Origin of the sequence: Heyndrickxia vini, assembly GCF_016772275.1 — a bacterium.
GTDB classification, from domain to species: domain Bacteria; phylum Bacillota; class Bacilli; order Bacillales; family Bacillaceae_C; genus Heyndrickxia; species Heyndrickxia vini.
The window spans coordinates 4,000,644-4,026,320 of record NZ_CP065425.1; the positions used below are offsets into that span (position 1 = coordinate 4,000,644).

At 37.0% G+C, this 25,677-nt stretch carries 27 protein-coding genes; all 27 read right to left on the reverse strand.

Features of this window, described 5'->3' with window-relative positions:
• Positions 1 to 22: 22 nt before the first annotated feature.
• A complete protein-coding gene (locus tag I5776_RS19885) occupies positions 23 to 832 on the reverse strand; it encodes a flagellar hook-basal body protein (protein ID WP_202778224.1) in 810 nt (269 codons plus the stop codon).
• Between the two features lie 42 nt (positions 833 to 874).
• On the reverse strand, positions 875 to 1,873 hold the full coding sequence (gene mreB, locus I5776_RS19890; RefSeq protein ID WP_202778225.1) for a rod shape-determining protein: 999 nt from the start codon (positions 1,871 to 1,873) through the stop codon (positions 875 to 877).
• A gap of 359 nt (positions 1,874 to 2,232) precedes the next feature.
• Entirely contained in the window at positions 2,233 to 2,496 is a 264-nt protein-coding gene (gene spoIIID / locus I5776_RS19895; RefSeq protein ID WP_066231193.1) for a sporulation transcriptional regulator SpoIIID, read from the reverse strand.
• A gap of 411 nt (positions 2,497 to 2,907) precedes the next feature.
• On the reverse strand, positions 2,908 to 3,759 hold the full coding sequence (gene spoIIQ / locus I5776_RS19900) for a stage II sporulation protein SpoIIQ (RefSeq protein WP_246483853.1): 852 nt from the start codon (positions 3,757 to 3,759) through the stop codon (positions 2,908 to 2,910).
• A gap of 94 nt (positions 3,760 to 3,853) precedes the next feature.
• The gene (gene spoIID / locus I5776_RS19905; protein WP_202778226.1) at positions 3,854 to 4,864 is read right to left on the reverse strand and encodes a stage II sporulation protein D; all 1,011 of its coding nucleotides are present in this window, start codon (positions 4,862 to 4,864) and stop codon (positions 3,854 to 3,856) included.
• Positions 4,865 to 5,031: 167 nt separating this feature from the next.
• Positions 5,032 to 5,793 (reverse strand): TPM domain-containing protein, encoded by a 762-nt coding sequence (locus I5776_RS19910; RefSeq protein ID WP_202778227.1) that lies wholly within the window; start codon positions 5,791 to 5,793, stop codon positions 5,032 to 5,034.
• On the reverse strand, positions 5,790 to 6,368 hold the full coding sequence (locus I5776_RS19915) for a LemA family protein (protein ID WP_202778228.1): 579 nt from the start codon (positions 6,366 to 6,368) through the stop codon (positions 5,790 to 5,792). The genes I5776_RS19910 and I5776_RS19915 overlap by 4 nt, the downstream gene beginning before the upstream one ends.
• A gap of 152 nt (positions 6,369 to 6,520) precedes the next feature.
• On the reverse strand, positions 6,521 to 7,828 hold the full coding sequence (gene murA, locus I5776_RS19920; RefSeq protein WP_202778229.1) for a UDP-N-acetylglucosamine 1-carboxyvinyltransferase: 1,308 nt from the start codon (positions 7,826 to 7,828) through the stop codon (positions 6,521 to 6,523).
• Positions 7,829 to 7,860: 32 nt separating this feature from the next.
• The gene (locus I5776_RS19925) at positions 7,861 to 8,604 is read right to left on the reverse strand and encodes a YwmB family TATA-box binding protein (RefSeq protein WP_202778230.1); all 744 of its coding nucleotides are present in this window, start codon (positions 8,602 to 8,604) and stop codon (positions 7,861 to 7,863) included.
• Between the two features lie 234 nt (positions 8,605 to 8,838).
• Complete coding sequence (locus I5776_RS19930; RefSeq protein ID WP_202778231.1) at positions 8,839 to 9,072, reverse strand: DUF1146 family protein; 234 nt, start codon at positions 9,070 to 9,072, stop codon at positions 8,839 to 8,841.
• 83 nt (positions 9,073 to 9,155) lie between these two features.
• Complete coding sequence (locus I5776_RS19935) at positions 9,156 to 9,560, reverse strand: F0F1 ATP synthase subunit epsilon (protein WP_202778232.1); 405 nt, start codon at positions 9,558 to 9,560, stop codon at positions 9,156 to 9,158.
• Between the two features lie 23 nt (positions 9,561 to 9,583).
• Positions 9,584 to 11,005 (reverse strand): F0F1 ATP synthase subunit beta, encoded by a 1,422-nt coding sequence (gene atpD / locus I5776_RS19940; protein ID WP_202778233.1) that lies wholly within the window; start codon positions 11,003 to 11,005, stop codon positions 9,584 to 9,586.
• Positions 11,006 to 11,096: 91 nt separating this feature from the next.
• Entirely contained in the window at positions 11,097 to 11,954 is an 858-nt protein-coding gene (locus I5776_RS19945) for a F0F1 ATP synthase subunit gamma (RefSeq protein ID WP_202778234.1), read from the reverse strand.
• 99 nt (positions 11,955 to 12,053) lie between these two features.
• A complete protein-coding gene (gene atpA, locus I5776_RS19950) occupies positions 12,054 to 13,562 on the reverse strand; it encodes a F0F1 ATP synthase subunit alpha (RefSeq protein WP_202778235.1) in 1,509 nt (502 codons plus the stop codon).
• Positions 13,563 to 13,585: 23 nt separating this feature from the next.
• Positions 13,586 to 14,122, reverse strand: a complete 537-nt coding sequence (locus I5776_RS19955) for a F0F1 ATP synthase subunit delta (protein ID WP_202778236.1) — start codon at positions 14,120 to 14,122, stop codon at positions 13,586 to 13,588.
• Positions 14,119 to 14,649, reverse strand: coding sequence for a F0F1 ATP synthase subunit B (gene atpF / locus I5776_RS19960; RefSeq protein WP_202778237.1), 531 nt, complete (start codon positions 14,647 to 14,649; stop codon positions 14,119 to 14,121). The genes I5776_RS19955 and atpF overlap by 4 nt, the downstream gene beginning before the upstream one ends.
• A gap of 232 nt (positions 14,650 to 14,881) precedes the next feature.
• Positions 14,882 to 15,100, reverse strand: a complete 219-nt coding sequence (atpE, locus tag I5776_RS19965) for a F0F1 ATP synthase subunit C (protein WP_058005271.1) — start codon at positions 15,098 to 15,100, stop codon at positions 14,882 to 14,884.
• A gap of 78 nt (positions 15,101 to 15,178) precedes the next feature.
• On the reverse strand, positions 15,179 to 15,892 hold the full coding sequence (gene atpB, locus I5776_RS19970) for a F0F1 ATP synthase subunit A (RefSeq protein ID WP_202778238.1): 714 nt from the start codon (positions 15,890 to 15,892) through the stop codon (positions 15,179 to 15,181).
• Positions 15,893 to 15,913: 21 nt separating this feature from the next.
• The gene (locus I5776_RS19975; protein ID WP_202778239.1) at positions 15,914 to 16,291 is read right to left on the reverse strand and encodes an ATP synthase subunit I; all 378 of its coding nucleotides are present in this window, start codon (positions 16,289 to 16,291) and stop codon (positions 15,914 to 15,916) included.
• A 495-nt stretch (positions 16,292 to 16,786) separates the two neighbouring features.
• Entirely contained in the window at positions 16,787 to 19,033 is a 2,247-nt protein-coding gene (locus I5776_RS19980; RefSeq protein WP_202778240.1) for a S8 family serine peptidase, read from the reverse strand.
• 96 nt (positions 19,034 to 19,129) lie between these two features.
• Positions 19,130 to 20,278, reverse strand: coding sequence for a non-hydrolyzing UDP-N-acetylglucosamine 2-epimerase (gene wecB, locus I5776_RS19985; RefSeq protein ID WP_202778241.1), 1,149 nt, complete (start codon positions 20,276 to 20,278; stop codon positions 19,130 to 19,132).
• Between the two features lie 25 nt (positions 20,279 to 20,303).
• Positions 20,304 to 20,933 carry a uracil phosphoribosyltransferase gene (gene upp, locus I5776_RS19990; protein ID WP_202778242.1) on the reverse strand — a complete coding sequence of 210 codons (630 nt, stop codon included), beginning with the start codon at positions 20,931 to 20,933 and terminating at the stop codon, positions 20,304 to 20,306.
• Between the two features lie 119 nt (positions 20,934 to 21,052).
• Complete coding sequence (gene glyA / locus I5776_RS19995; RefSeq protein WP_202778243.1) at positions 21,053 to 22,294, reverse strand: serine hydroxymethyltransferase; 1,242 nt, start codon at positions 22,292 to 22,294, stop codon at positions 21,053 to 21,055.
• A gap of 160 nt (positions 22,295 to 22,454) precedes the next feature.
• Entirely contained in the window at positions 22,455 to 23,033 is a 579-nt protein-coding gene (locus I5776_RS20000) for a TIGR01440 family protein (protein WP_202778244.1), read from the reverse strand.
• A gap of 35 nt (positions 23,034 to 23,068) precedes the next feature.
• A complete protein-coding gene (rpiB, locus tag I5776_RS20005) occupies positions 23,069 to 23,515 on the reverse strand; it encodes a ribose 5-phosphate isomerase B (RefSeq protein ID WP_202778245.1) in 447 nt (148 codons plus the stop codon).
• A gap of 335 nt (positions 23,516 to 23,850) precedes the next feature.
• Complete coding sequence (locus tag I5776_RS20010) at positions 23,851 to 25,134, reverse strand: methyl-accepting chemotaxis protein (RefSeq protein ID WP_202778246.1); 1,284 nt, start codon at positions 25,132 to 25,134, stop codon at positions 23,851 to 23,853.
• Positions 25,135 to 25,161: 27 nt separating this feature from the next.
• The gene (locus I5776_RS20015) at positions 25,162 to 25,605 is read right to left on the reverse strand and encodes a low molecular weight protein arginine phosphatase (protein WP_202780874.1); all 444 of its coding nucleotides are present in this window, start codon (positions 25,603 to 25,605) and stop codon (positions 25,162 to 25,164) included.
• Positions 25,606 to 25,677: the final 72 nt, after the last annotated feature.

Below are 25,677 nucleotides of genomic sequence, written 5' to 3' on the forward strand. Positions count from 1 at the left end.
ATTCCCTCACATTAATTTTCTCTTAACCATTTACACGACCAATTTCATTTACTGCTCGTTCCATGCTTTTATCGTATGCCTGAAGAACCTTTTGATTTGCCTCAAATGAACGATACGTTGAAAGCATGTCAGTCATTGTTTGTGAGATATCCACATTCGATCGTTCAAGAAATCCTTGCTGAAGACGATATTGGTTATTGGCTGCATTTGGAAGGCCGCGGTTATTTTCTGTACGATATAAACCGTCCCCTTCTTTTAATAAGTCCTCGGGATTATTTGTATACACGATACCTAATCGAGCTCTTGTCCCATCAGCAGTTATTGTTCCGTTATTGTCAACCTCAAATTGATCGCTGTTTAATTGAATCCTATTTTGCTGATTATCCAAAACATAAAGACCATTTGCAGTAGTAAGATATCCATTGGGATCGATGGTAAAATTACCATTGCGGGTATATTTCGTTTCTCCATTTTGATCCTGAACGGTAAAAAAAGCACTGCTTTTGTTTCCATTTAAATCAATAATAGCTAAATCTGTCTTTAAACCCGTTTCTTGCATATCGCCTTGTAAAAATTTCGGGATAGCTTCCTGCAAATATACACCTGTATTGAGGGATCCTATATTTTGAAACCTAGAATAAGAAATACTATTTTCAACTGGGATAGATTTCTTGTCAAGTCGTTGTAACAACATTTCAGGAAATGCTCTTATTGTTGATTGATCACTTTTAAATCCCGGTGTATTAGAATTTGCCATATTGTTTGTCAACAAGTCCGTTTTTCGCTGTTGAGTAATCATTCCTGATGCTGCTGTATAAAAGCCTCTTAACATTATCTACACCCGCCAATATTATATTTGAAGTCGTAATGACTATTAAAATCTTCTGCTTGCAATTTTATCCATATTCTCAAGCATAATTCCCGTACCAATAGCAACCGAGTCCATTGGCTCCTCAGCCACTAATACAGGGACTTTTAACTCTTCCGCTAGTAATTGATCTATTCCGTGTAAAAGAGCGCCACCGCCTGTTAAAATCACTCCACGGTCAATGATATCAGCAGATAACTCTGGAGGAGTTTTCTCTAACACATTTTTAGCCGCTTGCACGATTACAGAAACCGATTCTCTCAGCGCTGATTCAACTTCTTTTGAGTTTACAGAAATAGTTCGTGGGAGACCTGTAACCATATCACGACCGCGAATTTCCATTTCCTCATTTCTAGAACCAGGGAATACTGTACCTATATTAATTTTAATATTTTCTGCCGTACGTTCTCCAATTAGTAGCTTGTATTCCTTTTTAATGTATTGAAGGATTTCGGTATCAAATTTATCTCCAGCCATTTTAATTGATGCGGAAGTAACAATATCACCCATAGAAAGAACAGCAACATCCGTTGTTCCACCACCAATGTCGACTACCATATTCCCACTTGGCTGAAAAATATCCATTCCAGCTCCAATCGCGGCAACCTTTGGCTCTTCTTCTAAGTAAACCTTTTTTCCACCGCTTTTTTCAGCTGCTTCCCTAATAGCTTTTTGTTCCACACTTGTAATGTTAGTAGGACAGCAAATTAAGATCCGCGGCTTTGATAAGAATCCCTTTACATTTAATTTATTGATAAAATGTCTAAGCATCGTTTCAGTCACATCAAAGTCAGCAATAACCCCATCTTTCAAAGGTCGAATTGCCACTATGTTTCCCGGAGTTCGTCCAACCATGCGACGAGCTTCTTCACCAACCGCCAATACTTTATTCACATTTTTATCAATAGCAACGACAGATGGCTCGTTTAGAACGATCCCCTGTCCTTTTACATGTATTAATACATTCGCTGTTCCTAAGTCGATTCCAATATCCTTTGCAAACATTTAATTTATACTCCTTCCATCTTAAATCGTGCATTTAAAGGGTTATCTATGTAAAGTTTTTTGTCCAAATGTTTTTATTTCCCTAATTTAATATTCTAGCATATTTTTGTCGATTTTAGGAATGAATTGTCACAAAATATTTTTAAAAATATGGAAAAAATATATGAAACTTTTCTTATAGACAGAAAAGCGGAAGCGCCTTGCTCAGCCCCGACAAGCAAATAACCTTCGACAAATGAAGTTTGCCTTTTAACTTCAATGGTCGAAGGTTATTTGACCTCGAGGGGCTAGGTGCTGCAGCTGGACATCATTTTTAAAAAGTTAAAGAAGCAATCTTATTTAGATTGCTCCACATTCCCCTAATTACTTTGAAATTCTTCTTTTTTATATTTTTGTTTAGTTGCTTCACCACCACGAAGATGGCGTATTGATTTATGATAATCTAATATTTCCTTTACTTCATTGGCAAGTTCCGGATTTATTTCTGGTAATCGTTCTGTAAGGTCTTTGTGGACAGTACTTTTGGACACGCCAAACTCCTTCGCTATTACGCGAACTGTTTTTCTCGTCTCCACGATATACTTTCCAATCTTGATAGTTCTCTCTTTGATGTAATCGTGCACACCACTCGCCCTCCCCAAATTGGATGTGAGAAGTGTGAAATGAGACTCGTTTATTATCGACTGAAAATATTGTATTCCTCATATGATACTTAAACCTCTTCTCTCATATGTGGCAGAAAGTGGTTCAAACACCTTCTATGGGTACTGAGACTAATCAAATATATAACTAAATCTATAGGATCTATGTTTAACGATTCCTCACCTCAAACACTCTCTTTGTTTTTGTCAAGTTTGTAACATTTTATTAGCTTGGGTTAAAATATATGCACAAAAACCATAATAAGGACAAGGTTTATTGCTAAAATTTCAGATAAATAAAAATGCATTCATTCACACGACAAAATCTTTAAGATATTACTTCAAAAACAAATGAAAAAGGACAGAATCTATTAAATTCTGCCCTTTTTATCATTATCCTTGTGTATCTTCTTGATCAGTGCCTTTTGAGTTGTCTTCTTTATTATCCTGTTGTTTTGATTCATCACTTGTATCATTTGATGTATCATTTGATTTTTCGTTATTTTGATCAACTGTTTGTTCTTTTATAACTTCTTTAATCGAAGATGCTGGTTTATCAAAATAAGAAACAGGATTCACAGCTATATTGTCTTTTCTAATTTCAAAGTGAAGATGTGTTTTAGCTTTTTCGCTTAATTGACTCGTACTTGCAGTAGCAATAACTTGTCCTTGCTTTACCTTATCTCCAACACTTACTTTATAATCTTTAATGGATTGATATTGTGTAACGACACCATCTTCATGTTGGATTTCAATAACGTTTCCAAGTACAGAATCATCTTCCACTTTTGAAACAGTACCACTTAATGCGGCAACAACCTCAAAGTCTTTTGCATCCTTCATCGTAATATCAATTCCACGATTAGGTTGATACGTTGTACCATAAACAATCATTGCAGCCTCTTGCTTGTCTTCAGAAGCTTTTTCGTCATAGAATTCTTTGTCAATTTGGGCCTGTTCAGTATTTTTGACTGGCCATTTAAAGTTTTCTACAGACTTGCCTACTTCAACCGCAGGATTTTTGTAGCCATTTTTGCCTTGTTTATCCCCTTGCATACCAAATTCATTTTTTGCTGTTTGATTACCTGATGATTGGTACCAAAAGATTGCTGAAATAATTAATGCAGCACTTGCTAGATAAATAGCAGGATAAACCCAACGTTTTTTAAAGAAGCTTTTTTTACCCTTTTTTTGAGAAGTTAGTTTCTTTTCTTCCTCTCTCATTTTCATCACCTCAGCAACCATTTTGAACACAAATGCGAAAATATATACATTTTTATGAAAATTTTTTAATAAATAAAAAAATAGCCTGTAAAATACAAGCTATTTGGGCTTTACATTATTTTTTTGCTGTTACTTTATCTAGAAATTGCTTTGATTCGGCGATCTTTATCCCTTTGTAATAATGCTGTACAATTTCCTTATAATTTTTTCCACTTCGAGCCATACCGTTTGCTCCATATTGGCTCATCCCTACCCCATGACCAAAACCTCTTGTTGTCACGATAATAGTATTTCCTTTTCTGACTAAATTAAAGTCGGAGGAACGAAGACCTAATTTTTCACGTACTTCTCTGCCAGTAAATTTTTTTCCTCCGATTATTATCGTCCCAATTCTTTTACCTTCGGTTAATGTAGGGTTCGTACTCACTTCTTGACCGTCTTTTAAGGTCACCCCTAGTTTCTCCTCAACAACGTTAACCGCTAATTCTAGTTTGTCTTGATATCCGGGCGTTTTTTTATCCCATGGGCTCTCCACACTTTTTAAATATGGAATTGCGTTTGCCCAGTAATCCTCTGAATTCTCTGTATATCCATTGCTCGTTGAAAAAAATGAGGCAAAGATTGGCTTTCCATCGTAAGTTAGTATTTTTCCTTCGGTTGCTTTTACTGCTTTTGTGATTTTATTCATATTTTTTTGGTACTTTTTACCCCAATTTTTTTTCAATTCCTTTTTATTTTGAAATACCTGATCATTTACCGTATCCGTTACATTTGCACCTTTAGGAACACCTTTATTCCCACTTAATAAATGTCTAACAATATATGTTCGTGCTGCCAATGCCTGTGCCTTGAGTGCTTCCTCTTCAAAGGTTGCAGGCATTTCTGAAGCAACTACTCCTACTACATACTCTTCAAGTGGTACTTGTTCAACCTTTTGACTAGTATTTCTGAAAACAGCAATATCAATAGATGATTGTAATGTACTTGTATTCTTTTCTTTCATATTTTCATCAAGCTTTCCACTTGCCTTATCTTTTGAAAAAGGCAATACAAGGAGCGATGGAATGGCGAATGATACGGCGAGAATTAGGATACTAACAAGGACGATTGGCTTAATATGTTTCATGCTTGATGCCTCCATATTTGTGATTTATTATTTTCCTCCTTTCATACATATGGGATGGGACAAGCTTTTATGACTAGAAAAGCGCAAGGCGCCTTGTCGGGGTTATGCGCTTGGACATAAGAAAAAGGCAGAAATGAATTTGCAATTAACAAATTCATTTCTGCCTTTTACCAATTTCGACTCGCTCCACCGCCACCAGAAGAGCCTCCACCGCCACCACGATTTCCGCCGTTCCCTCCTCCGCCATTTCTCATAATAGAGGAAAGGAGATTGATCAACACATATGTTAATGCACCACCAAAAAATTTCATATCAATAATAATTAATATGATGATTCCAATGGCTATTAATAGCACTTTCCAAGTAGAAAAAGAGGTTTCTTGTTCGTAAGGTTGTGCCTTTGCAACATCCTCTATGTTATATTCATTTGCCACTTCATTTAAAAGCTGTTTATACGTATTCACAATAGCTGCATCGGCTTTATTATCTTTTAAATATGGAAGCGCATATCGATCAAGAATTCTGCCTACCTTACCATCAGGTAGTGCACCCTCTAGCCCGTATCCAACCTCTATCCGGATCTTCCTTTCACTTTTCTTATCACCCATAACTACGAGTAACAACACTCCGTTGTTTAATTCTTTGTTACCTAGTTTAAACTTTCTAAAAGCAGTATTTGCATAGGATTCGATATCTTGGCCGTTAAGGGTTGGAACGGTTAATACGGCAACTTGAGCTTTTGTTTGATCATCTATCTGTCTTCCGAGATGAATTAACTCTGATTTTTCATCTTGCGTTAAAACATTTGCGGTATCTTGTACATAAATATCTCCGGTTGGATTAGGTATTTCCGCACTGGCGATTCTTCCTAACAAACTTATTGCTAATACAGCAACAATACATATGCTAAGAAGCGTCTTTTTGATCATTGACCATTCCCCTCAAAATCAACTTTAGGAGCTTCCTCAGCCCCATTCTGAGCTTTAAAGTATTGCTTTTGGTCAAACCCAAACATACCTGCCATCATCGCTCCTGGGAATCGTTTGACCTTTTTATTGTACACGGCAACTTCATCATTATAATCCTTTCGAGCAACAGCTATTCGGTTTTCAGTTCCAGCAAGCTCATCCATTAGTTGCTGAAAGTTTTGGTTTGCTTTTAAATCAGGATATTTTTCAACTACTACAAGAAGCCGGCTTAATGCGCCTGAAAGGTTATCATTGGCTGCTGCTTGGTCTTCAGGTGTTTTAGCTCCTGCGAGCTTAGCACGAGCATCAGAGACATCTTTAATAACTTCCTTTTCATGTGAGGCATAACCTTTTACTGTGTTTACTAGGTTAGGGATTAAATCAACTCTTCTTTGGAGTTGTGTGTCAATATTTGAATACTTTTGATTAACATTCTCTTCTGCAGAAACAAAACCATTATAGCTAGAAATAGCTGCTATAACACAAATGGCTATAACAACGACGATACCAATTAAGATCATACTTCCCTTTTTCATCTTCTCACTCCTTTTATATGTATACCGATTTAGGATAAAAAAAGTTTCTATCATTTAAAGCATTAATCAAATGTCCGTTGATTATAACACTGAACTTTAACAAAGCCTAAAAAATAAAAAACCCAAACATAAATTTGGGTTTTTTCCTGTGATTAAAGTTGCTCAGAAATAAATTCTTTTCGCTCTGTGGTAACTTCGACCTCATCATTGACTCTTTCAATATCTGCGCCTAATGATGCTAATTTTTGATGAAAATTTAGATAACCTCTATCTAAATGTTTTAATTCAGTTACTCTTGTATAACCCTCTGCTCTTAATCCAGCAATAATTAAGGCAGCTGCTGCACGAAGATCCGTTGCAGATACTTCTGCTCCTTGAAGCTGACAAGGTCCATTAATAATAACAGATCGACCTTCAATTTTTATATCCGAATTCATTCGACGGAATTCTTCAACATGCATAAATCTATTTTCAAAAACCGTTTCTGTTATCATACCTGTACCTTCTGCGACAACTAATAAAGACATCATTTGTGATTGCATATCAGTCGGGAACCCAGGGTGTGGCATAGTTTTAATATCAACTGCTTTAAGTTTTTCAGGACCAATTACACGAAGGCCTTGTTCTTCTTCAATGATTGTTACGCCCATTTCTTCAAGCTTAGCAATCAGCGATGTTAAATGTTCAGGAACAGCTCCTTTTACCAGTACATTGCCACCAGTAATAGCAGCGGCAATCATAAATGAACCTGCTTCTATTCTGTCTGGAATGATTGTGTGGTCGGCTGCGTATAGACGTTCTACACCTTCAATACGAATTGTACCTGTTCCTGCACCTTTTACAGATGCTCCCATTTTATTTAAGTAATTAGCTAAATCTACGATTTCTGGTTCCTTCGCACAGTTTTCAATTGTTGATGTTCCTTCTGCCAAAGTTGCAGCCATCATAATATTTTGCGTTGCGCCAACACTTGGGAAATCTAAATAGATCTTTGCGCCTTTTAAGCGGCCCTCTGTTTCGGCTTCGATAAAGCCATTCCCGACTTTTACTTTTGCTCCCATTGCTTCAAAGCCTTTTAAATGTAAGTCGATTGGTCTTGAGCCTATCGCACAACCACCAGGTAATGCAACACGTGCTTTTCCCATTCTTGCTAAAAGTGGTCCCATAACAAGGACAGAAGCACGCATTTTTCTTACATATTCAAATGGAGCTTCAATTAATAACTCTCTTGATGCATCTACAGATATTTTATTTTCTTGAAACGTTACATCAGCATTTAAATATCGTAACACTTCACCAATTGTATATACATCGGAGAGTGATGGTACATCACGAATAATACTTCTTCCTTCACTAGCTAACAATGATGCAGCGATAACAGGCAGTACAGCATTTTTTGCACCTTCAACTTGAACCGTACCGTTTAGCCGTTTTCCGCCGCGGACGATGATTTTTTCCAAAAGTATTCCCCTCCGCGTCCATTTTCTCTATATTAATATTCAATCGTTATGATAGGTGTGCCAATTACAAAGCTCGTATTGGCGCCCATTCCAGTTTTTCGTAAGCCAATTTGCAAATTCATTCGATTATCTTTTGTTGGGATTGATTGCATAATCTTTGGTGAATATGCAGAAATAGAAATAAAATCTTTTTCTTTTAATGCCTCTTTTTCATCCGCATGTAAGCTTGTCAATATTTGACTTACTTCAGACAATAAAACCTTATCCATTTTATCACTGAATTCGCCTTTGATACAAGAGAAAATCACTGGTTTCTTACTGTAAAGAGCATCCAATTTCACACCTATTGATTTATTCACATTGAGTGCAATTTGGCTATTCCAATGAGTACCTTTTACCTCATATATTAAATACGAAGTATATTGGTTATTTGTAGGGGTCGACAAAAGTTTTATTGATTCGACAATATTTTTTTTTCTTGAGAAACCTTCAGCTTGCCACTGCCCTTTTTCTTCCCTCACATCCCACTCCAAGTGAGGAAATTGCTCTTTTAATAAGTCCACCTGATTTAACCAATCACTTTTTGAAGAAACATTTATTGATTCTCTTGTATATAGAGACCATTCAGCAATTTTTCCATGTTGATGTTCTATTCCATTGATTAAAGTATCTAAATCAGTAGTAAAATTTGCTAATACCGTTCTATTCCCAATAGTTGCACATAACAAACTAAAAAAAATGGTTATCGTTAACAGATATAATATGTTTTTTTTCATTTGGATTCCCCTCTCCTTAGTTAAAGTCTTTACCAGTACGGAAGACTACATACTTAGGAAAAGTCGTCATCTTTTGACAATCGAAATGAAAATATAAAAATTTATCTGCCCTTTTATTTAGACGTTTTAAACTGAAGAAAGTAACAAATTTCACATATAAAATAAATCATAATCAATATCTATTCAATTTGATACAGGAAAGATAGACCAATTATTACGAAATGATGACATTTTTTAAAATAAAAGAGGAATCTGTTTTGACCATAGCAGGTAATCTAAGAAGAAGTTACTTATTGCGGATCCAATTGCGATGGTAATAAAAACATAAAGTAATCTTGCTTGTATAACACGATTAGGTTTTAATAATTTTTCAAAGTTTAAAGCTCCAAGTGCCCAAAATGTTAAAACGATAAAAAACAAATGAGAGATTATGCTGAGCAAAGCTTGTTGACCAAATTCGGGAACCATTTGTATTTCTCCTTTCAAAAAATGTAATACATGATTTAAAAACACCTTCTGATGAATAGATCAGAAGGTGTTATAAGCATATTTTAGAAACGGTGTTCGAAAACATTAATACGATTTACTGCTCGTCTTAATGCTAACTCTGCACGCACTCGATCTACTTCAGCTTGGTTTGATTGAATTCGACCTTCCGCACGAGACTTCGCTTCTTTTGCACGCTCTATGTCAATGCTTTCTGCCTTTTCAGCTGATTGAGCTAAAATGGTTACTTGCTCTGGACGTACTTCAAGAAAACCACCGCTTACTGCTACAAGCTCAGTGTTATTGCCGTTTTTTAGTCGTACAGCACCAATTTGTAGTGGTGCTACCATTGGAATATGTCCCGGCAAAATACCCAACTCACCACTTTGGGCTTTTGTACTTACCATTTCAACATTTGAATCATACACTGGGCCGTCTGGAGTGACAATACTGACTTTTAATGTCTTCATTTTGCGATCCTCCTGGTCCCTTATTATACCTCTACGCCCATCTCTTTAGCTTGTTTGATAACATCTTCGATTGAACCAACAAGACGGAATGCATCTTCTGGAAGATGGTCATATTTTCCTTCTAATACCTCTTTAAATCCTTTTACAGTTTCTTTTACAGGTACATATGAACCTTTTTGTCCTGTAAATTGCTCTGCAACGTGGAAGTTTTGAGATAAGAAGAATTGAATACGACGAGCACGGGCCACGATTAACTTATCGTCGTCACTAAGTTCATCCATTCCTAAGATAGCAATAATATCCTGTAATTCACGATAGCGTTGCAATGTTTGTTGTACTTGACGTGCAACATTGTAGTGCTCTTCACCAACAATTTCAGGAGAAAGTGCACGAGATGTTGATGCAAGAGGATCCACTGCAGGGTAAATACCCATTTCTGAAAGTTTACGCTCTAAGTTTGTTGTTGCATCTAAGTGGGCAAACGTCGTTGCTGGAGCCGGATCTGTATAGTCATCGGCAGGAACGTAGATTGCTTGGATAGATGTAACAGAACCTACATTTGTAGATGTAATACGTTCTTGTAATTGACCCATTTCAGTAGCAAGTGTTGGTTGGTAACCAACGGCAGATGGCATACGACCTAAAAGGGCGGATACTTCAGAACCTGCTTGTGTGAAACGGAAAATATTATCGATGAATAGAAGCACGTCTTGACCTTGAACATCACGGAAATATTCAGCCATTGTTAAGCCCGTTAATGCAACACGCATACGTGCACCAGGTGGTTCATTCATTTGACCAAAAACCATCGCTGTTTTCTTAATAACTCCTGAATCAGTCATTTCCCAATATAGGTCATTTCCTTCACGTGTACGTTCACCTACACCGGCAAATACAGAAATACCGCCATGTTCTTGGGCAATATTATTAATAAGTTCTTGAATCAATACTGTTTTACCTACTCCGGCACCACCGAATAGACCAATCTTACCACCTTTAATGTATGGAGCAAGTAAGTCTACTACTTTAATTCCTGTTTCAAGAATCTCAACTTCAGTTGAGAGTTGATCAAATGATGGTGCAGATCTGTGAATTGGGTCACGACGTACATCTGCAGGAATTTCATCATTTAAGTCGATTGTATTTCCTAATACGTTAAAGACACGACCTAGTGTTACGTCACCTACAGGAACAGAAATAGGTGCACCACTATCAATTACTTCCATACCACGTTGAACCCCATCAGTAGAGTCCATCGCAATTGTACGAACGGAATCATCACCTAAGTGAAGTGCAACTTCTAAAGTTAAATCAATATCAACTTCAGTCGCAGTTTGAGCTTTATATTGAATTTTTAACGAATTATAAATATCTGGAAGTTGACCGTTTTCAAACTTGACGTCAACAACCGGACCCATTACTTGAAGAACGCGTCCAGTGTTCATCATTTTCCCTCCTATCTTGCATTAAAGAAAGACTTAGGTAATCTTAATTTTCCCCTAAGCTCCTTGTATTCTATTGGTTTAACAAAACAATCTATTCGAGTGCTGCAGCTCCACCAACAATTTCAGTAATCTCCTGAGTAATTGCGGCTTGGCGTGCACGGTTATAAGAAAGTGTTAACGAATCGATCAGTTCTTTCGCGTTATCTGTTGCATTTTTCATCGCAGTCATTCTGGCTGCATGCTCACTTGCTTTACCATCTAATAACGCTCCATAAATAAGACTTTCAGCGTATTGAGGAAGCAATGTTTCTAAAATATCCTCTGCAGAAGGTTCAAATTCATAAGAAATAAGCTTATTTGATGAAGTAATATCTGTTAGCGGCAACAGTTTTTTCTCCGTTACTTCTTGACTGATTGCATTTACAAAATGGTTGTAGTACATGTAAAGTTCATCATACGTACCATCAGCAAACATACTTACTGTTTTATTCGTGATTTTCACAATATCCGCAAATGAAGGATGATCGGGAAGTCCAATAACATCTAATACGACATTCATATTACGATTTCTAAAATAATCTGTGCCGACGCGTCCAATCGCAACAATGACATATTCATCTTCTGAACGATGTCTTTCACGAATTTTATTATGAACTAATTTTAACACGCTGCTATTATATGCTCCTGCTAATCCACGGTCAGATGTAATGACTAAATAACAAGTTTTTTTAACAGGGCGTGTTTCAAGCATTGGATGACTAGCATCTTTACTTCCTAATGCGATGCTTGCAACAACCTCTTGAATCTTTTCCATATATGGAACGAAAGATTTTGCATTCATTTCTGCTCTATTTAACGCAGATGCAGAAACCATTTGCATCGCTTTTGTAATTTGACTTGTTTTTTTCGTCGAATTAATACGAGATTTTAAATCACGTAAGGATGCCACTATTTCTCACCACCCTTGTTTTTAAGTAGGCCGCACCCTTTAGGACAATTTCCAAAAGGGACCCGGGGCCTTCGTTATTACTTTTATTTGCAAAAAACATTATTCTGATTTAGAGAATGTTTTCTTAAATTCATTGATAGCTGAAGCCATATCCTCGTCAGCTGGAAGTCCACCAGTTGTACGAATTTGACCAAGAAGTTCAGCACGATTTGCATCTAACCAAGTGTAGAATTCTAATTCAAAACGAACAATATCCTGAACTGGGATATCATCTAAGAACCCTTTTGTTAAAGCATAAAGAATCATTACTTGCTTCTCAACTTTAATTGGTTTGTTCAAATCTTGCTTTAATACTTCGACTGTACGTTGTCCACGAGCTAATTTTGCTTGTGTTGTTTGATCAAGATCAGATCCGAATTGAGCAAATGATTCAAGCTCACGGAAAGAAGCAAGGTCAAGACGCAATGTACCAGATACCTTTTTCATTGCTTTAATTTGGGCTGATCCACCTACACGGGATACAGAAAGACCTGCATTGATCGCTGGTCGTACACCTGAGAAGAATAGGTCTGATTGTAAGAAAATCTGACCGTCTGTAATAGAAATTACGTTTGTTGGAATATAAGCAGAAATATCTCCCGCTTGCGTTTCAACGAATGGTAGAGCAGTGATCGAACCGCCGCCTAAATCATCGTTTAGCTTAGCAGCACGCTCCAATAAACGAGAATGTAAGTAGAATACATCCCCTGGATATGCTTCACGACCTGGAGGACGACGTAATAACAAGGAAAGCTCACGATATGCAGCAGCTTGTTTTGATAGATCATCATAGATGATTAAAACATGCTTACCATTGTACATAAATTCCTCTGCCATTGTTACACCTGTATAAGGTGCAAGGTATAATAATGGTGATGGTTGTGCTGCAGAAGCCGTAACAACGATTGTGTAATCTAATGCACCATGTTTACGAAGAGTTTCTACAGTACTTCTAACAGTTGATTCTTTTTGTCCGATTGCTACATAAATACAAATCATATCTTGGTCTTGCTGATTAATAATAGCATCGATTGCTACAGTTGTTTTACCAGTTTGACGGTCACCAATGATTAATTCACGTTGACCACGACCAATTGGTACAAGTGCATCGATTGCTTTAATCCCTGTTTGTAGTGGTTCATGTACAGATTTACGAGCCATTACACCAGGTGCTTTCTTTTCAATTGGGCGAGTTTTTGAAGTGTTGATAGGTCCTAAACCATCAACAGGCTGTCCTAGTGAATTGACTACACGTCCAATTAGCTCCTCACCTACAGGAACTTCCATGATTCTACCAGTACGGCGAACTTCATCGCCTTCACGAATATCAGTATATGGTCCTAGAATAATGATACCTACATTGTTTTCTTCTAAGTTCTGAGCAAGACCCATTACTCCGTTCGAAAACTCTACAAGTTCACCAGACATTGCATTGTCGAGACCATGAGCACGAGCAATACCGTCACCGATTGAAATAACAGTACCAACATCGCTAACCTTCATTTCAGACTGATAATTTTCAATTTGCTTTTTTATCAGCGCGCTGATTTCTTCAGCTTTAATGCTCATGAATTTCACCCCTCATGTTAAATTTAACTAATTAAATTGCGTTCTAGACGGTCTAGTTTGCCTCGTAGGCTACCGTCGAATATTTTATTTCCAATTCGAACCTTCACTCCACCGAGAAGATCCGTATCGATAACATTTTCAATATTTAATGAAACCCTGCCAACTTTTTTTGCAAAAACAGATGATATTGCTGCGCTTTCACTAGCATTTAACGCTCTAGTAGAATACACGATTGCTTCTGCTATTCCGCTATTCATGTTAGCAAGTTCGATAAATTCATCTGCAACACTTGTTATTTCATTCACACGATGGCGTTCAGTTAATACCATGAGTGTATTTATAACTACATTTGAAGCTGAATGAAAAATCTCTTTAATCATTTCAATTTTCTTTTCAGAAGAGAACTTTGGAGACGTTAAGAGATTAATTAATTCAGGATTATCTTTAATAGCTTTTTTTATGGCACGAAGTTCGTCTTGAACTTGTTCCAAAAGATTTTGTTCTTTGGCTAGCTCAAAAAGCGCGGTAGCATAGCGTTTTGCAACTGCATTGTTACTCATCGTTTTTCTCCTGCCTCTTGAATATAGTCATTAATTAGCTTCTCTTGATCAGCTACAGTTAATTCTTTTTCAATTACTTTAGAAGCAATTAGAACAGATAAAGACGCCACTTGTTCACGTAAAGCAGCAACTGCCAATTCTTTTTGTTGTTCGATTTCTACTTTTGCACTTTCTTTTAGACGATTCGCTTCAGTACGTGCTGTAGTAATGATTTCTTCACGTTGTAGATCGCCTTGTTTTTTCGCATTTTCAATTAACCCTTGTGCTTCTACACGTGCTTCTTTTAATAGTGCACGTTGTTCTTCTAATAGATTGCTTGCTTCAGCACGGCTTTTTTCCGCTGCTTCAATTTCGTTTGCAACATATTCTTCACGTTGCTTCATGATTCCCATTAGCGGGCCCCACGCAAACTTTTTAAGTAATGCCAACAATATAATAAACATGAGCAACTGGAAAATAATATCACCAGTGTTCAAAAATTTATGTCCACCTTCAGCTACTCCAAGTATAAAACTACTTGTTAACACGCTCTATTCACTCCCTTCAAGAGTCAATACCTGCCTCATGTATGAAATACAGCAGGTCTTAAATGAAAGTATCTTTTCTATCTATTTAATGGTATTTCACTTGTTACCCTTAAGCGAAATACATAGCCTTTTCCTACTATCTAGCTCCAGCGCGACGGCGCTTTTGCTTTTCGTAACATAAAGCAATGGCGAAGGTTCTATCAGATGATCTTCGCCATTTTGAATGCTAATACTATTTATTAACAACCATGAACGCGATTACCGCTGCGATAATCGGTAGGGCCTCTACTAACGCAACCCCGATAAACATAGTTGTTTGAAGCATACCACGTGCTTCTGGTTGACGAGCAATCCCCTCAACTGTACGAGATACAATAAGACCGTTACCAATACCTGCACCTAGTGCACCTAAACCGATAGCAATTGCTGCTGCGATTACACCCAAACTCATTATAAAGTTCCTCCTTTAAATGTATAAAAAAATTTTTTTATAAAAATAGTCTTTGTCCTATTTGGACGAAAAATTATATTAATGGTCATGACTCACTTTGTGTGCCATATAAACCATTGTTAACATAGTGAAAATAAATGCTTGAATTGATCCAACAAATACTGAGAATCCTTGCCATGCAAGTGTTGGAATGATTGCTCCAATCCAGCCACCAACACCAGATGCTGCAAGACTACCTGCTAAAAGCGATAGTAGAATTTCACCAGCATAGATGTTTCCGTAAAGACGGAGACCTAATGTTAATGTGTTTGAAAACTCCTCAATAATTTTGAATGGAACCATGAATGCAAATGGCTCTTTAAAGCCTTTTAAATATCCACCAAACCCTTTTTGTCTAACTCCATAGAAATGTGTTAATCCAACAATCATTACCGCTAGAGTTAATGAGACGGTAGGGTCAGCTGTTGGTGATTTCCACCACAAGTCTCCATTTATTACTACTGAAAATGGAAGACCTAACATATTGGAAACAAAGATGTACATAATAATTGTTATGCCCAGTACGTGAAAGGCACCACCTGTTTTCCAATCCATGTTACTCTTAATAATCCCTTTAACAAAGTCCATAACCCACTCAAAGAAGTTCTGCATACCTGTAGGTTTCATCGCTAATCTTCTAGTAGATACTAACGCAATAATAAAAACAATCAGTGAAGCAACAGTAATCATTAAAACGTTCGCCAGGTTAAAGGTAAGCCCCATAAATTCCCATAACGGCGCTCCGTGTTCCAATCAAATTCACCTCTCTTCCTGCTATTTATGTGTTTGTATAATATGATGAATAATAAAATCTATCATAATGACAACATAAGATGTCACTAATCCCAAAATAACACATAAGAAATTAAAATACTCAGGATACTTAGTAGCAATCATAACTGCTAGAACCGCGGCTACCATTCTTGTGACAGTACCAAAGGACCGAAAGCTTTTCCCAGTTTCCATAGCTTCGCCAAAGCGTTTCGTTCTTCTCACCATGAGCCAATGATTATATAAGCTAATTGTAGTACCAAGAATCAAACCTAAAAAGACAGATTGATATTGGGTAAATCCCCAACCTAAAACATAAAGGGATAAAAGATACAGCATATACTTGCGGTGCCTATTAAACATTAGTTGGAGTTCCGGCATGTCTTTTTTGATCTCTCCCGAAAAGAAATGTCGGACTGTATGAAGCAAGACTATTATTTACAAGTAATAGTCAAGGAGTAGTCCGATGAAAAAATTAGTGGTTCAGTATTAAAATGAGGATCTACTCAACTACAGCCAAGGATTTTCTATAACACTGGTTAAGATTTATGACTAACTACATTTTTGCGTACCTAGCATATTTCAATTCTCATAGATTGACCCTTGCATAAGATGAATGGACAAGAGGTTTTTCGATGTGAAAACACACTTGAAAACCCTATCATTCAACACCCTCTGTTAGCATACAATAGGGTATTATCAATGTCAATTGGTTTCTGTGAAAAACCGCACTATCTCAACCATTCACATATAAATTGTCACAAAATCATCAAATTTTATAAATAGTTTGTTTTTCGAAAATTTTATAAATTTTATAGTAAACTATTTATTATTTCTGTTTATTATTTTATAGGTTTTATTTAAAGCAAACCACAATTATTTTTTTCCATTATCATTTTGCAATAATTTTAGCGATTGTTCTTGGGTGTCCTCTTTTCCATTAGTCCGTGCAAAAGCGACCGCTACTACTTTGTTCATATATTCAGGCATAGTGAATGAGATTTGGTTTTCTTTTAAACCAGGCCCTACTTTCTTCTTTTCTTCCAAAAATCCTATAAATTTTAATGTGTCTTCTTCAAATAATGCGATACCAAATTCCTCTGCTCCCATAGGTAAATAAACTTCATAACGGAAAGTATTCGCAGAATCGCCAGGTACAATTGAAAAGCCCATCAACCTCGGAAAGGTCGGCTCCTTTTTGATAAATAAATAAGGAATTTCAATACTTTTGTCCTTTTCAATTAACGAAAGATAGCCTTCAATCATTTCATCACTTGAATGGAAACCTCTCTTAATAAAGGCGGTTATTGGCAGGGTTCTTTTCTCTCCAGGTTTTAACGAAAATGGTAGCGGAAGTTTCCAATCTATATTTTCATCATACTTTAAGATTTTAAAATGATAATATTTCTTCTGTTTACTTACATTGGTTATTGTAAGACGCTTTCGATTTTCATCGAACTGATTTGTAAGTTTTCCAAACGAGAGACTGCCTGGTGAAATTAATGTTTCGGTATGTATCGCTTGGTCAATATTAATTCTTCCCGCGCCTTGTTCATAAACTTTATACCGATTTCCTTTCTCATCATGAAGAACTGTTGCCGTGTTCATAATTGAAGATTTAATTTCATTCGGTCCCCACTCTGGATGAGCTTGTTTTATTAAAGCTGCTGCTCCCGCAATGTAAGGTGCAGACATACTTGTTCCTTGTAATTCAATATAACCTTTATTAGGAATTGTACTTTTAATTGCAACACCAGGGGCTGTAATATCAGGTTTAATTGACCAATTTACCGTTACGGGACCTCTTGAGCTAAAATCGGCTAGAAGATCTTTTTCCACTTTGTAAATGGTTGATGCCAGAATAGGGACTTTTTTGGGGATTAAACTTTTCCCATCAAGCATGGATATCGAAACTGCAGGAATCTTTGTTTCACTATTTATTTTCCCTACGAACGATCCTTTCGTATTATTAAAAATAATTACCCCAACCGCACCTGCATCTTCTGCATTTTTTACCTTTTTTGTAAACTCTATCTCTCCGCGTTTTATAAGTGCAATTTTTCCGGCAACATTTATCATATCTTTCTTTTTTCCGATTCCGACATATTCAACTGGATATGTATGGTTTAAGTTCCACTTTTCACTTCCTACAAATGGAAGTAGTTTGATTGGCTTGTCTAACTGAACTGCTGACAAATAAGGGACTTTCAACACAGGGGTAGACGCCCCTACCGAAATTGCTTTTAAAGATGTTCCCGGTGTTCCTACTGTCCAGAGATTTGGACCCGAATTACCATTAGAGGTAATTGCCACAACTCCTTTTTCTACAGCCTTATTTAAAGCTATGCTAATCGGTAAATCTGGACCATTAACATCAGAACCTAAGGAAAGATTAATGATATCAATTTTACTTTTAACTGTTCTTTCTATTGCAGCCAATATTTGCTCTGTAGTCCCACTGCCACCCGCCCCTAATGCACGATACGCGTAAATCTTTACATCAGGCGCAACACCTTTCATTCTTCCGTTTGCACCAATTATTCCAGCAACATGTGTCCCATGAATAGTTGGTTCTCCTTCGTGGATCTGTGTCTCCAGTGGATTATTATCCCCATCAACTAGATCGTAGCCACCACTATAATTGGACTTTAAATCCGGATGGGTGTAGTCAATCCCAGTGTCAATGACCCCTACTTTAATTCCCTTTCCCGTCAGACGGTTGCCTTTAGAATCATAATAATTTTGTGCCCTCTCTGCCCCGATTAAAGATAATGCAGACGGATATAGCTTTTCAACACTGTAGGATTGGTTATCATAGGTAGCTGAAATTTTGCGATACATTTGTGATAACTGGAGTAAGTCCTTTCTTGAACCGCCAACAGAAAACCCATTGAATGTTTCGGTAAAAAGGGCCCTAAGTTTGAGTGTAGGATACTTCTTTAGATAATTCTCTATTTCTACCTTGTTGGGAGTTCCCTTTGTTGAAAAAATCATAACTACTTTTTCGAAAGGGGAAGGTGATGGAAGTGATGGAAGTGATGGAATATTCCAAGCATTAGCTGAAATACCTGGCGGGAAAATCAAAAATAACACGAGTCCAATAAGTAATTGCTGCCGTTTCACTTGAGGAAACCCTCCTTATTTTTTTATTAGCTTCTCACGAATAGGTAGGGTTATGCGGCAAAAGGCAAAAAAACAAGACGGATTACTCCGCCTTGTTTAAAGTGGTTTAAATGGCTTCGGTTTTTCATTTATATTTTTAAAATGGTATTGAATAGCTTGTACAATGCGCTTACACGCCTGACCATCACCATACGGATTTGTTGCCTTTGCCATTTTATCGTAGGATTCTTTATTTGTTAATAATTCTGTACCAAGTTGATAAATCGTTTCCTCATCAACCCCTGCTAACTTAAGAGTACCCGCTTCGATTCCTTCTGGACGTTCAGTTGTATCGCGAAGCACAAGAACAGGAACACCAAGTGATGGTGCTTCTTCTTGCACACCTCCAGAATCAGTCAAAATGAGATGGGCATGACTGGCAAAGTTATGAAAATCAATGACGTCTAAAGGTTCTATAAGATGAATACGCGGATTCCCCCCTAGAACTTCATTGGCAATTTCACGAACAGCAGGATTTAAGTGAACAGGATAAACAACTTGAACATTTGGATGTTTATCAACCAATCTTAAGACTGCACGAAACATATTTCTCATTGGCTCCCCAAGATTTTCTCTGCGATGTGCAGTAAGCAGTATTAGTTTATCATCTCCGAGATCCGCCAGAATCTTATGTTCATACTCACTCTTAACAGTCGTTTTCAAGGCATCTATTGCCGTATTTCCGGTAATAAAGATACTTTCCTTATTTTTATTCTCAGCTAATAAATTGTTAGAAGCTTTCTCAGTTGGAGCAAAATGAAGATCAGCTAATATCCCTGTCAATTGGCGATTCATTTCTTCCGGATATGGCGAGTATTTGTTCCATGTTCGTAATCCAGCTTCCACATGACCGACAACAATTTTATTATAATATGCCGCTAAACTGGCGACAAAAGTTGTCGTCGTATCACCATGTACAAGGACAATATCTGGCTTAGCCTCTTTCATTACATGGTCAAGACCTTCTAAACCTCTAGTTGTAATGTCTATTAATGATTGGCGATCTTTCATCATATTTAAATCATAATGTGGTTGGATATGAAAAATATCTAGAACTTGGTCTAACATTTGTCGATGCTGAGCAGTAACCGTTACAATTGGCTCAATACTTTCCGGATACTTTTGCAATTCAAGAACTAACGGGGCCATTTTAATCGCTTCTGGCCTCGTTCCAAAAATAGTCATTACCTTTATCGGCCTTTTCATGTTCTCTCTCCCTCGAAATGCCTGCTTATTTTGTTCCGAATAAACGATCTCCCGCATCACCAAGACCAGGAACAATATATCCCTTTTCATTTAACTTTTCATCTAATCCAGCAATATATATATCAATATCCGGATGCTCTTCTTTCAGCGCCTCCACACCTTCCGGAGCAGCAATAAGGCACATAAATTTAATATTTTTAGCGCCGCGCTTTTTCAATGAATTAATCGCTTCAACAGCTGATCCACCTGTCGCTAACATCGGATCAACAACAATAAAGTCTCTCTCTTCAACATCATTCGGAAGTTTGGCGTAATATTCAACAGGTTTTAACGTTTTTGGATCTCGATATAGACCAATATGTCCTACTTTTGCTGCAGGAATTAGCTTCAACACACCATCGACCATACCAATTCCGGCACGAAGGATAGGAACGATTCCTATTTTTTTCCCTGATAAGATTTTAGATTTTGAAACACTGACAGGTGTTTCGATTTCAATTTCTTCTAAAGGCATATCGCGTGTAATTTCATACACCATAAGAGTAGCCACTTCATCAACTAATTCACGGAATTCTTTAGTACCAGTGTGTTTATCTCGTATGTACGTTAATTTATGTTGAATAAGCGGATGGTTCATTACATGAACATTTCCCATTTTTTTCGCTCCTTTTATATAAATATTTATTAAAACTACAAAAATCACCTATCTCATTCTACACGAAAAGGGAGTTCATTCTCAAGGTTAGACCTATTTGAATAAACTCCCTTTTTTATTTATTTTTCTGGGTATAATGGAAATCCATTAGTAAGTGCCGACACACGTGTCCGAGCTTCTTCTAATGTTTCTTCATTTTCGTGATTTTTCAATGTATTTCCAATAATTGATGCAATTTCGTCCATTTCTTCAAGTCCAAAGCCACGAGAAGTAACAGCAGCTGTACCAATCCGAATGCCGCTAGTTACAAATGGGCTTTCAGGATCAAATGGGATCGTATTTTTATTCACCGTGATACCGATATCATCAAGAACTTTTTCAGCAACTTTTCCAGTTAGACTTAATGAACGGAGATCGACCAATAATAAGTGATTATCCGTACCATTAGACACTAAACTTAGACCCTCTCTTTTTAAGGATTCACCTAGACGTTTGGCATTGTCGATGACCTTTTGGGAATATTCTTTAAAGCTGTCATCCAGTGCTTCCCCAAATGCGACTGCTTTAGCAGCAATTACATGCATTAATGGGCCGCCTTGGATTCCAGGAAAAATTGATTTATCAATTTTCTTCGCAAATTCTTCTTTACATAAGATCATTCCACCGCGTGGTCCACGTAAAGTTTTATGCGTAGTTGTTGTAACAAAATCAGCATATGGCACTGGGCTTGGATGTAATCCAGAGGCTACCAATCCAGCGATATGAGCCATATCTACCATCAAGTACGCTCCAACTTCATCTGCTATTTCACGAAATTTTTTGAAATCTATTACCCTTGGGTAGGCACTAGCACCTGCCACAATGAGCTTTGGTTTATGTTGACGAGCTTTATTTAATACATCTTCATAATCTATTGTGTGGCTATGTTCATCTACACCATATTCCACAAAGTTATACTGTACACCACTAAAGTTAACTGGACTACCATGCGTTAAATGGCCACCATGGGAAAGATTCATACCTAAAACGGTATCACCTGGCTCAAGAACCGTAAAATAAACAGCCATATTTGCCTGGGCACCTGAATGAGGTTGAACATTGGCGTGTTCTGCACCAAATATTTGCTTTGCACGTTCACGAGCAAGATTCTCAACTACATCAACATATTCACAGCCGCCATAGTACCTGCGACCAGGATATCCTTCTGCATATTTATTTGTTAAAACAGACCCTTGTGCTTCCATTACAGCTTCACTTACAAAGTTCTCAGAAGCAATCAATTCAATTTTCGTCTGTTGGCGTTTCAGTTCATCTTGAATCGCTTGATATACTTCTTTATCTTGTCCAACTATCTTACTCATTTATGTCCCCTCCTGCGTCAACAATTAGTCAAATACCTTCTTATTTTAACATAGTTTTCTTACAGGCAAGTCTAATACTTAACTTTTTTCTGATAATTAATTTCCTGTTTTCCGTTTGATGCTAATCCCAAGTATACGCACAAAAAAAGAATCCCGTTAATTAACAGGATTCTTTATTTTCATTTATTTGATTTTCATAAACAGCTCTAGCTCCGCCAATTAATTTTGGTCGAGTTTTTGCTAATGTAACATTTGCAGAACCCAGTGTGTGATTTTTTACTCTAATTGGAACGGCAACATGTTTTAAATGCATTCCAATAAATGTATTACCAATATCAATTCCTGCATCCGCTTTTATAAATTCTATAACAACTGGATCTTGAAGATGGCGATAAGCGTAAGTTGCCATGGCGCCACCGGCTTTTCTTACTGGTATGACGGAAACTTCCTCCCAATCACGCAAATTCATTAGTTTTCTTTCTATTACTAAACTTCTATTTAAATGTTCACAACATTGAAAGGCTAAATAAATCTCGTTCTTACGTGCAAAGGCCGTCAGTTCCTCAAATATAACGGTAGCGACTTCTTCACTTCCTGCTGTCCCAATTTTTTCACCAATTACTTCAGACGTAGAGCATCCAATCACTAAAATCTGCCCTTTTTTAAACGTTACTTGAGAAGAAAAATCATTTACTATTTCTTTCAACTGTTTTTTCCATAGTAATAGATCTGCAGTCAATCTTATCACCTAACTTATAGTATATAGAACGATTTTTACAAATTTTGATCCTCATAATTTGTTAATTTTTCAATTCGACGGGCATGTCTCCCACCTTCGAATTCAGTTGTTAACCATACTTTTGCAATTTCTAGCGCAAGTCCCGGACCAATGACTCTTTCACCCATCGCTAATATATTTGTGTCATTATGCTGACGCGTTGCTTTTGCACTAAATACATCATGGACTAGGGCACAACGAATTCCTTTTACCTTATTAGCGGCAATACTCATTCCAATTCCCGTACCACAAATAAGGATTCCGCGATCAAATTCACCATTTGCCACTTTTTGTGCAACAGGGAGAGCATAATCAGGGTAATCAACAGAACTTTCACAATCACAGCCAAAATCTTGATATTCGACTCCCATTTCTTCTAATAAGACTCGAATTTCTTCACGAATATGTACTCCACCATGATCAGATGCTAATGCTACTTTCATTCTTATACCCCCGTTTTCTTATTATTTCTTATTTTAACTATCTTTATTTTTACACAGAGTTAAAAATTTATAAAGCAAAGGATATAAAAAAGCGCGGGGCGCCTTGCTCATCGACGTAAAAGACTTACGGGACTTTGACTGAGATAAAGGAAACGCGGATGATGTAAGGCGAATCGATGTTGACTTATCGTAGGGAAAAGTCCTGAAGTTTTCTAGTCGAAAGGCGCTGGAGCTAGACAAAGCAGATATTTATTAGGAACATTAATCCTATAAAATTTATACTTTCTCATAAAAAAGCCAGGATAACTCACCGGCTTTTTCGAATAATTTATCTATTATAAATGAAATTGAGAAATTGTAGCTTTTAGCTTATCAGCATCACCTTTTAACTGACTAACTAATTTCTCTACATTTTCCATTACATCCGCTTGCTCATTTGTTGCATCTGTTACTTCTTCGGCACCTGCGGATGTTTCCTCAGCAATCGCTGCGACTTCTTGAGATTGTCTAGAAGCTAATTCTACACTTTCCATCTGTTTATCCACAAGTGTTGAGATACTCTTTACTTTATCGGCAACGACATGGATTGTATTCGTCATCGTTTCAATTACTGCATTAGTTTTTTCACCTTTTGACGCTTCATAGTTTGCTGTTGATACTTGATCAGTAATTTGCTTAACGACACTATCTACACCATGTTGAATGTTTTGAATTAATCCAGAAATGCCTTGTACTGCTTTTGCACTTTCATCCGCTAACTTCCGTACTTCTTCCGCTACAACCGCAAACCCTTTACCATGCTCACCCGCACGTGCCGCTTCAATGGAAGCATTCAGGGCTAGTAAGTTCGTTTGCGCTGCGATATCACCAACTAGTAATATTATCTGCTCCACTTTCTTAGCATTTTCTTCCAAATCAAGGACAACTTGTAATGATTCTTGATTTTCCTTCGCCAATTTATCAATACCTTGAATCAGCGAATTAACTACTTCTTTACTTTCTTGCAATTCCTTTACCATCTCTACAGAAACTTGCTCCGATGATTTTGCATTTTCTTGTACTTTATAAGCAATTTGAATAATATCTTCAACAGATTCAGCAGTTGATTGAATTGCTATTGCTGAGCTTTCCGCACCGGCGGATATTTCACTTATTGTATGTGCGATACTTTCCGCTTGCTCAGTGGCTCTAGTCGTTTTTTCGGAAATTAAGATCACATTCCCATTTGTTTGTTGGAAATTTTCTTCTATACTATGTACCATCACACGCAAATTCGCTAGCATTTGATTAAACGCCATACCGAGTGAGCGGATTTCATCATCTGATTTTGGCAGTTTTACATCTATTTGAATGTTTCCCTTACTTGCACTAATCGCAGCATGCTCTAAACGCTGTAACGGCTTAGTGATCACTCCTGCAACGAAAAATGCTAATAAACCCGTCCAAAAAATACCTAATAGAAGTGTTATACTATTAAACAACGATTCATCTACCTTAGCTGCGTATTTCGAATGAACAATACTAATAAAAAAGAAACTCGTTGAATAAGTAACTAAAGCTAATAATGTAACAAACAGCACTAACTTTTTACGCAGACCAAACTTATACCGCTTTTTCATGTCTAGACTCTCCCCCAAGTTGTTGATCTATTTTAATTTTTTTATTGCTTTTTCTATTAGATCAGATAATTCAAGAAATGTTGTTCGGTACATTTCTACACTTCCTCCAAATGGATCTGAAACGTCGATATTTCCGTCTTTTCCATTAACAAACTCTTTTAATGTGCATGTTTTATCGATAGCAACCGGAAAGGACTCAACGATTGAAGATTTGTGACCCTCTGTCATCGTTAATATCATTGTTGCCCAATGAATATCTTCTTGTGTCAACAATTTCGATGTATGAGAATGTTCAATATCGTTTTCTTCAAGAACAATCATTGTTTGCTGCGAAGCATTTTGGCCATCAACTGCATATATCCCAGCGGATTTTACGGATATGTTTTGTAGATTTTTATTTCTTAATATAGCCTCTGCCATCGGACTGCGGCATGTATTTCCGGTACAGACGAATAATAGATTCAATGAAATCATTCCCTTCGAAAATTAACGATTCTAATTATTCTACCATTATTATAGTCGAAAAGACCCTATTTCAATAGT

What these genes read in the sequence shown, in the direction of transcription:
- I5776_RS19930 (WP_202778231.1), bottom strand. Translation starts at nt 9,072, where the DNA reads ATGGTTCCCGAATTTGGTCAACAAGCTTTGCTCAGCATAATCTCTCAT.
- atpD (WP_202778233.1), bottom strand. Translation starts at nt 11,005, where the DNA reads ATGAACACTGGACGCGTTCTTCAAGTAATGGGTCCGGTTGTTGACGTC.
- rpiB (WP_202778245.1), bottom strand. Translation starts at nt 23,515, where the DNA reads ATGAAAGTAGCATTAGCATCTGATCATGGTGGAGTACATATTCGTGAA.
- I5776_RS19915 (WP_202778228.1), bottom strand. Translation starts at nt 6,368, where the DNA reads ATGAAAAAGGGAAGTATGATCTTAATTGGTATCGTCGTTGTTATAGCC.
- I5776_RS20010 (WP_202778246.1), bottom strand. Translation starts at nt 25,134, where the DNA reads ATGAAAAAGCGGTATAAGTTTGGTCTGCGTAAAAAGTTAGTGCTGTTT.
- I5776_RS19975 (WP_202778239.1), bottom strand. Translation starts at nt 16,291, where the DNA reads ATGCCGGAACTCCAACTAATGTTTAATAGGCACCGCAAGTATATGCTG.
- mreB (WP_202778225.1), bottom strand. Translation starts at nt 1,873, where the DNA reads ATGTTTGCAAAGGATATTGGAATCGACTTAGGAACAGCGAATGTATTA.
- atpE (WP_058005271.1), bottom strand. Translation starts at nt 15,100, where the DNA reads ATGAGTTTGGGTGTAATCGCAGCAGCAATTGCTATCGGTTTAGGTGCA.
- I5776_RS19935 (WP_202778232.1), bottom strand. Translation starts at nt 9,560, where the DNA reads ATGAAGACATTAAAAGTCAGTATTGTCACTCCAGACGGCCCAGTGTAT.
- I5776_RS19925 (WP_202778230.1), bottom strand. Translation starts at nt 8,604, where the DNA reads ATGAAAAAAAACATATTATATCTGTTAACGATAACCATTTTTTTTAGT.
- spoIID (WP_202778226.1), bottom strand. Translation starts at nt 4,864, where the DNA reads ATGAAACATATTAAGCCAATCGTCCTTGTTAGTATCCTAATTCTCGCC.
- wecB (WP_202778241.1), bottom strand. Translation starts at nt 20,278, where the DNA reads ATGAAAAGGCCGATAAAGGTAATGACTATTTTTGGAACGAGGCCAGAA.
- spoIIQ (WP_246483853.1), bottom strand. Translation starts at nt 3,759, where the DNA reads ATGGTTGCTGAGGTGATGAAAATGAGAGAGGAAGAAAAGAAACTAACT.
- upp (WP_202778242.1), bottom strand. Translation starts at nt 20,933, where the DNA reads ATGGGAAATGTTCATGTAATGAACCATCCGCTTATTCAACATAAATTA.
- I5776_RS19955 (WP_202778236.1), bottom strand. Translation starts at nt 14,122, where the DNA reads ATGAGTAACAATGCAGTTGCAAAACGCTATGCTACCGCGCTTTTTGAG.
- I5776_RS19910 (WP_202778227.1), bottom strand. Translation starts at nt 5,793, where the DNA reads ATGATCAAAAAGACGCTTCTTAGCATATGTATTGTTGCTGTATTAGCA.
- atpA (WP_202778235.1), bottom strand. Translation starts at nt 13,562, where the DNA reads ATGAGCATTAAAGCTGAAGAAATCAGCGCGCTGATAAAAAAGCAAATT.
- I5776_RS19885 (WP_202778224.1), bottom strand. Translation starts at nt 832, where the DNA reads ATGTTAAGAGGCTTTTATACAGCAGCATCAGGAATGATTACTCAACAG.
- glyA (WP_202778243.1), bottom strand. Translation starts at nt 22,294, where the DNA reads ATGAGTAAGATAGTTGGACAAGATAAAGAAGTATATCAAGCGATTCAA.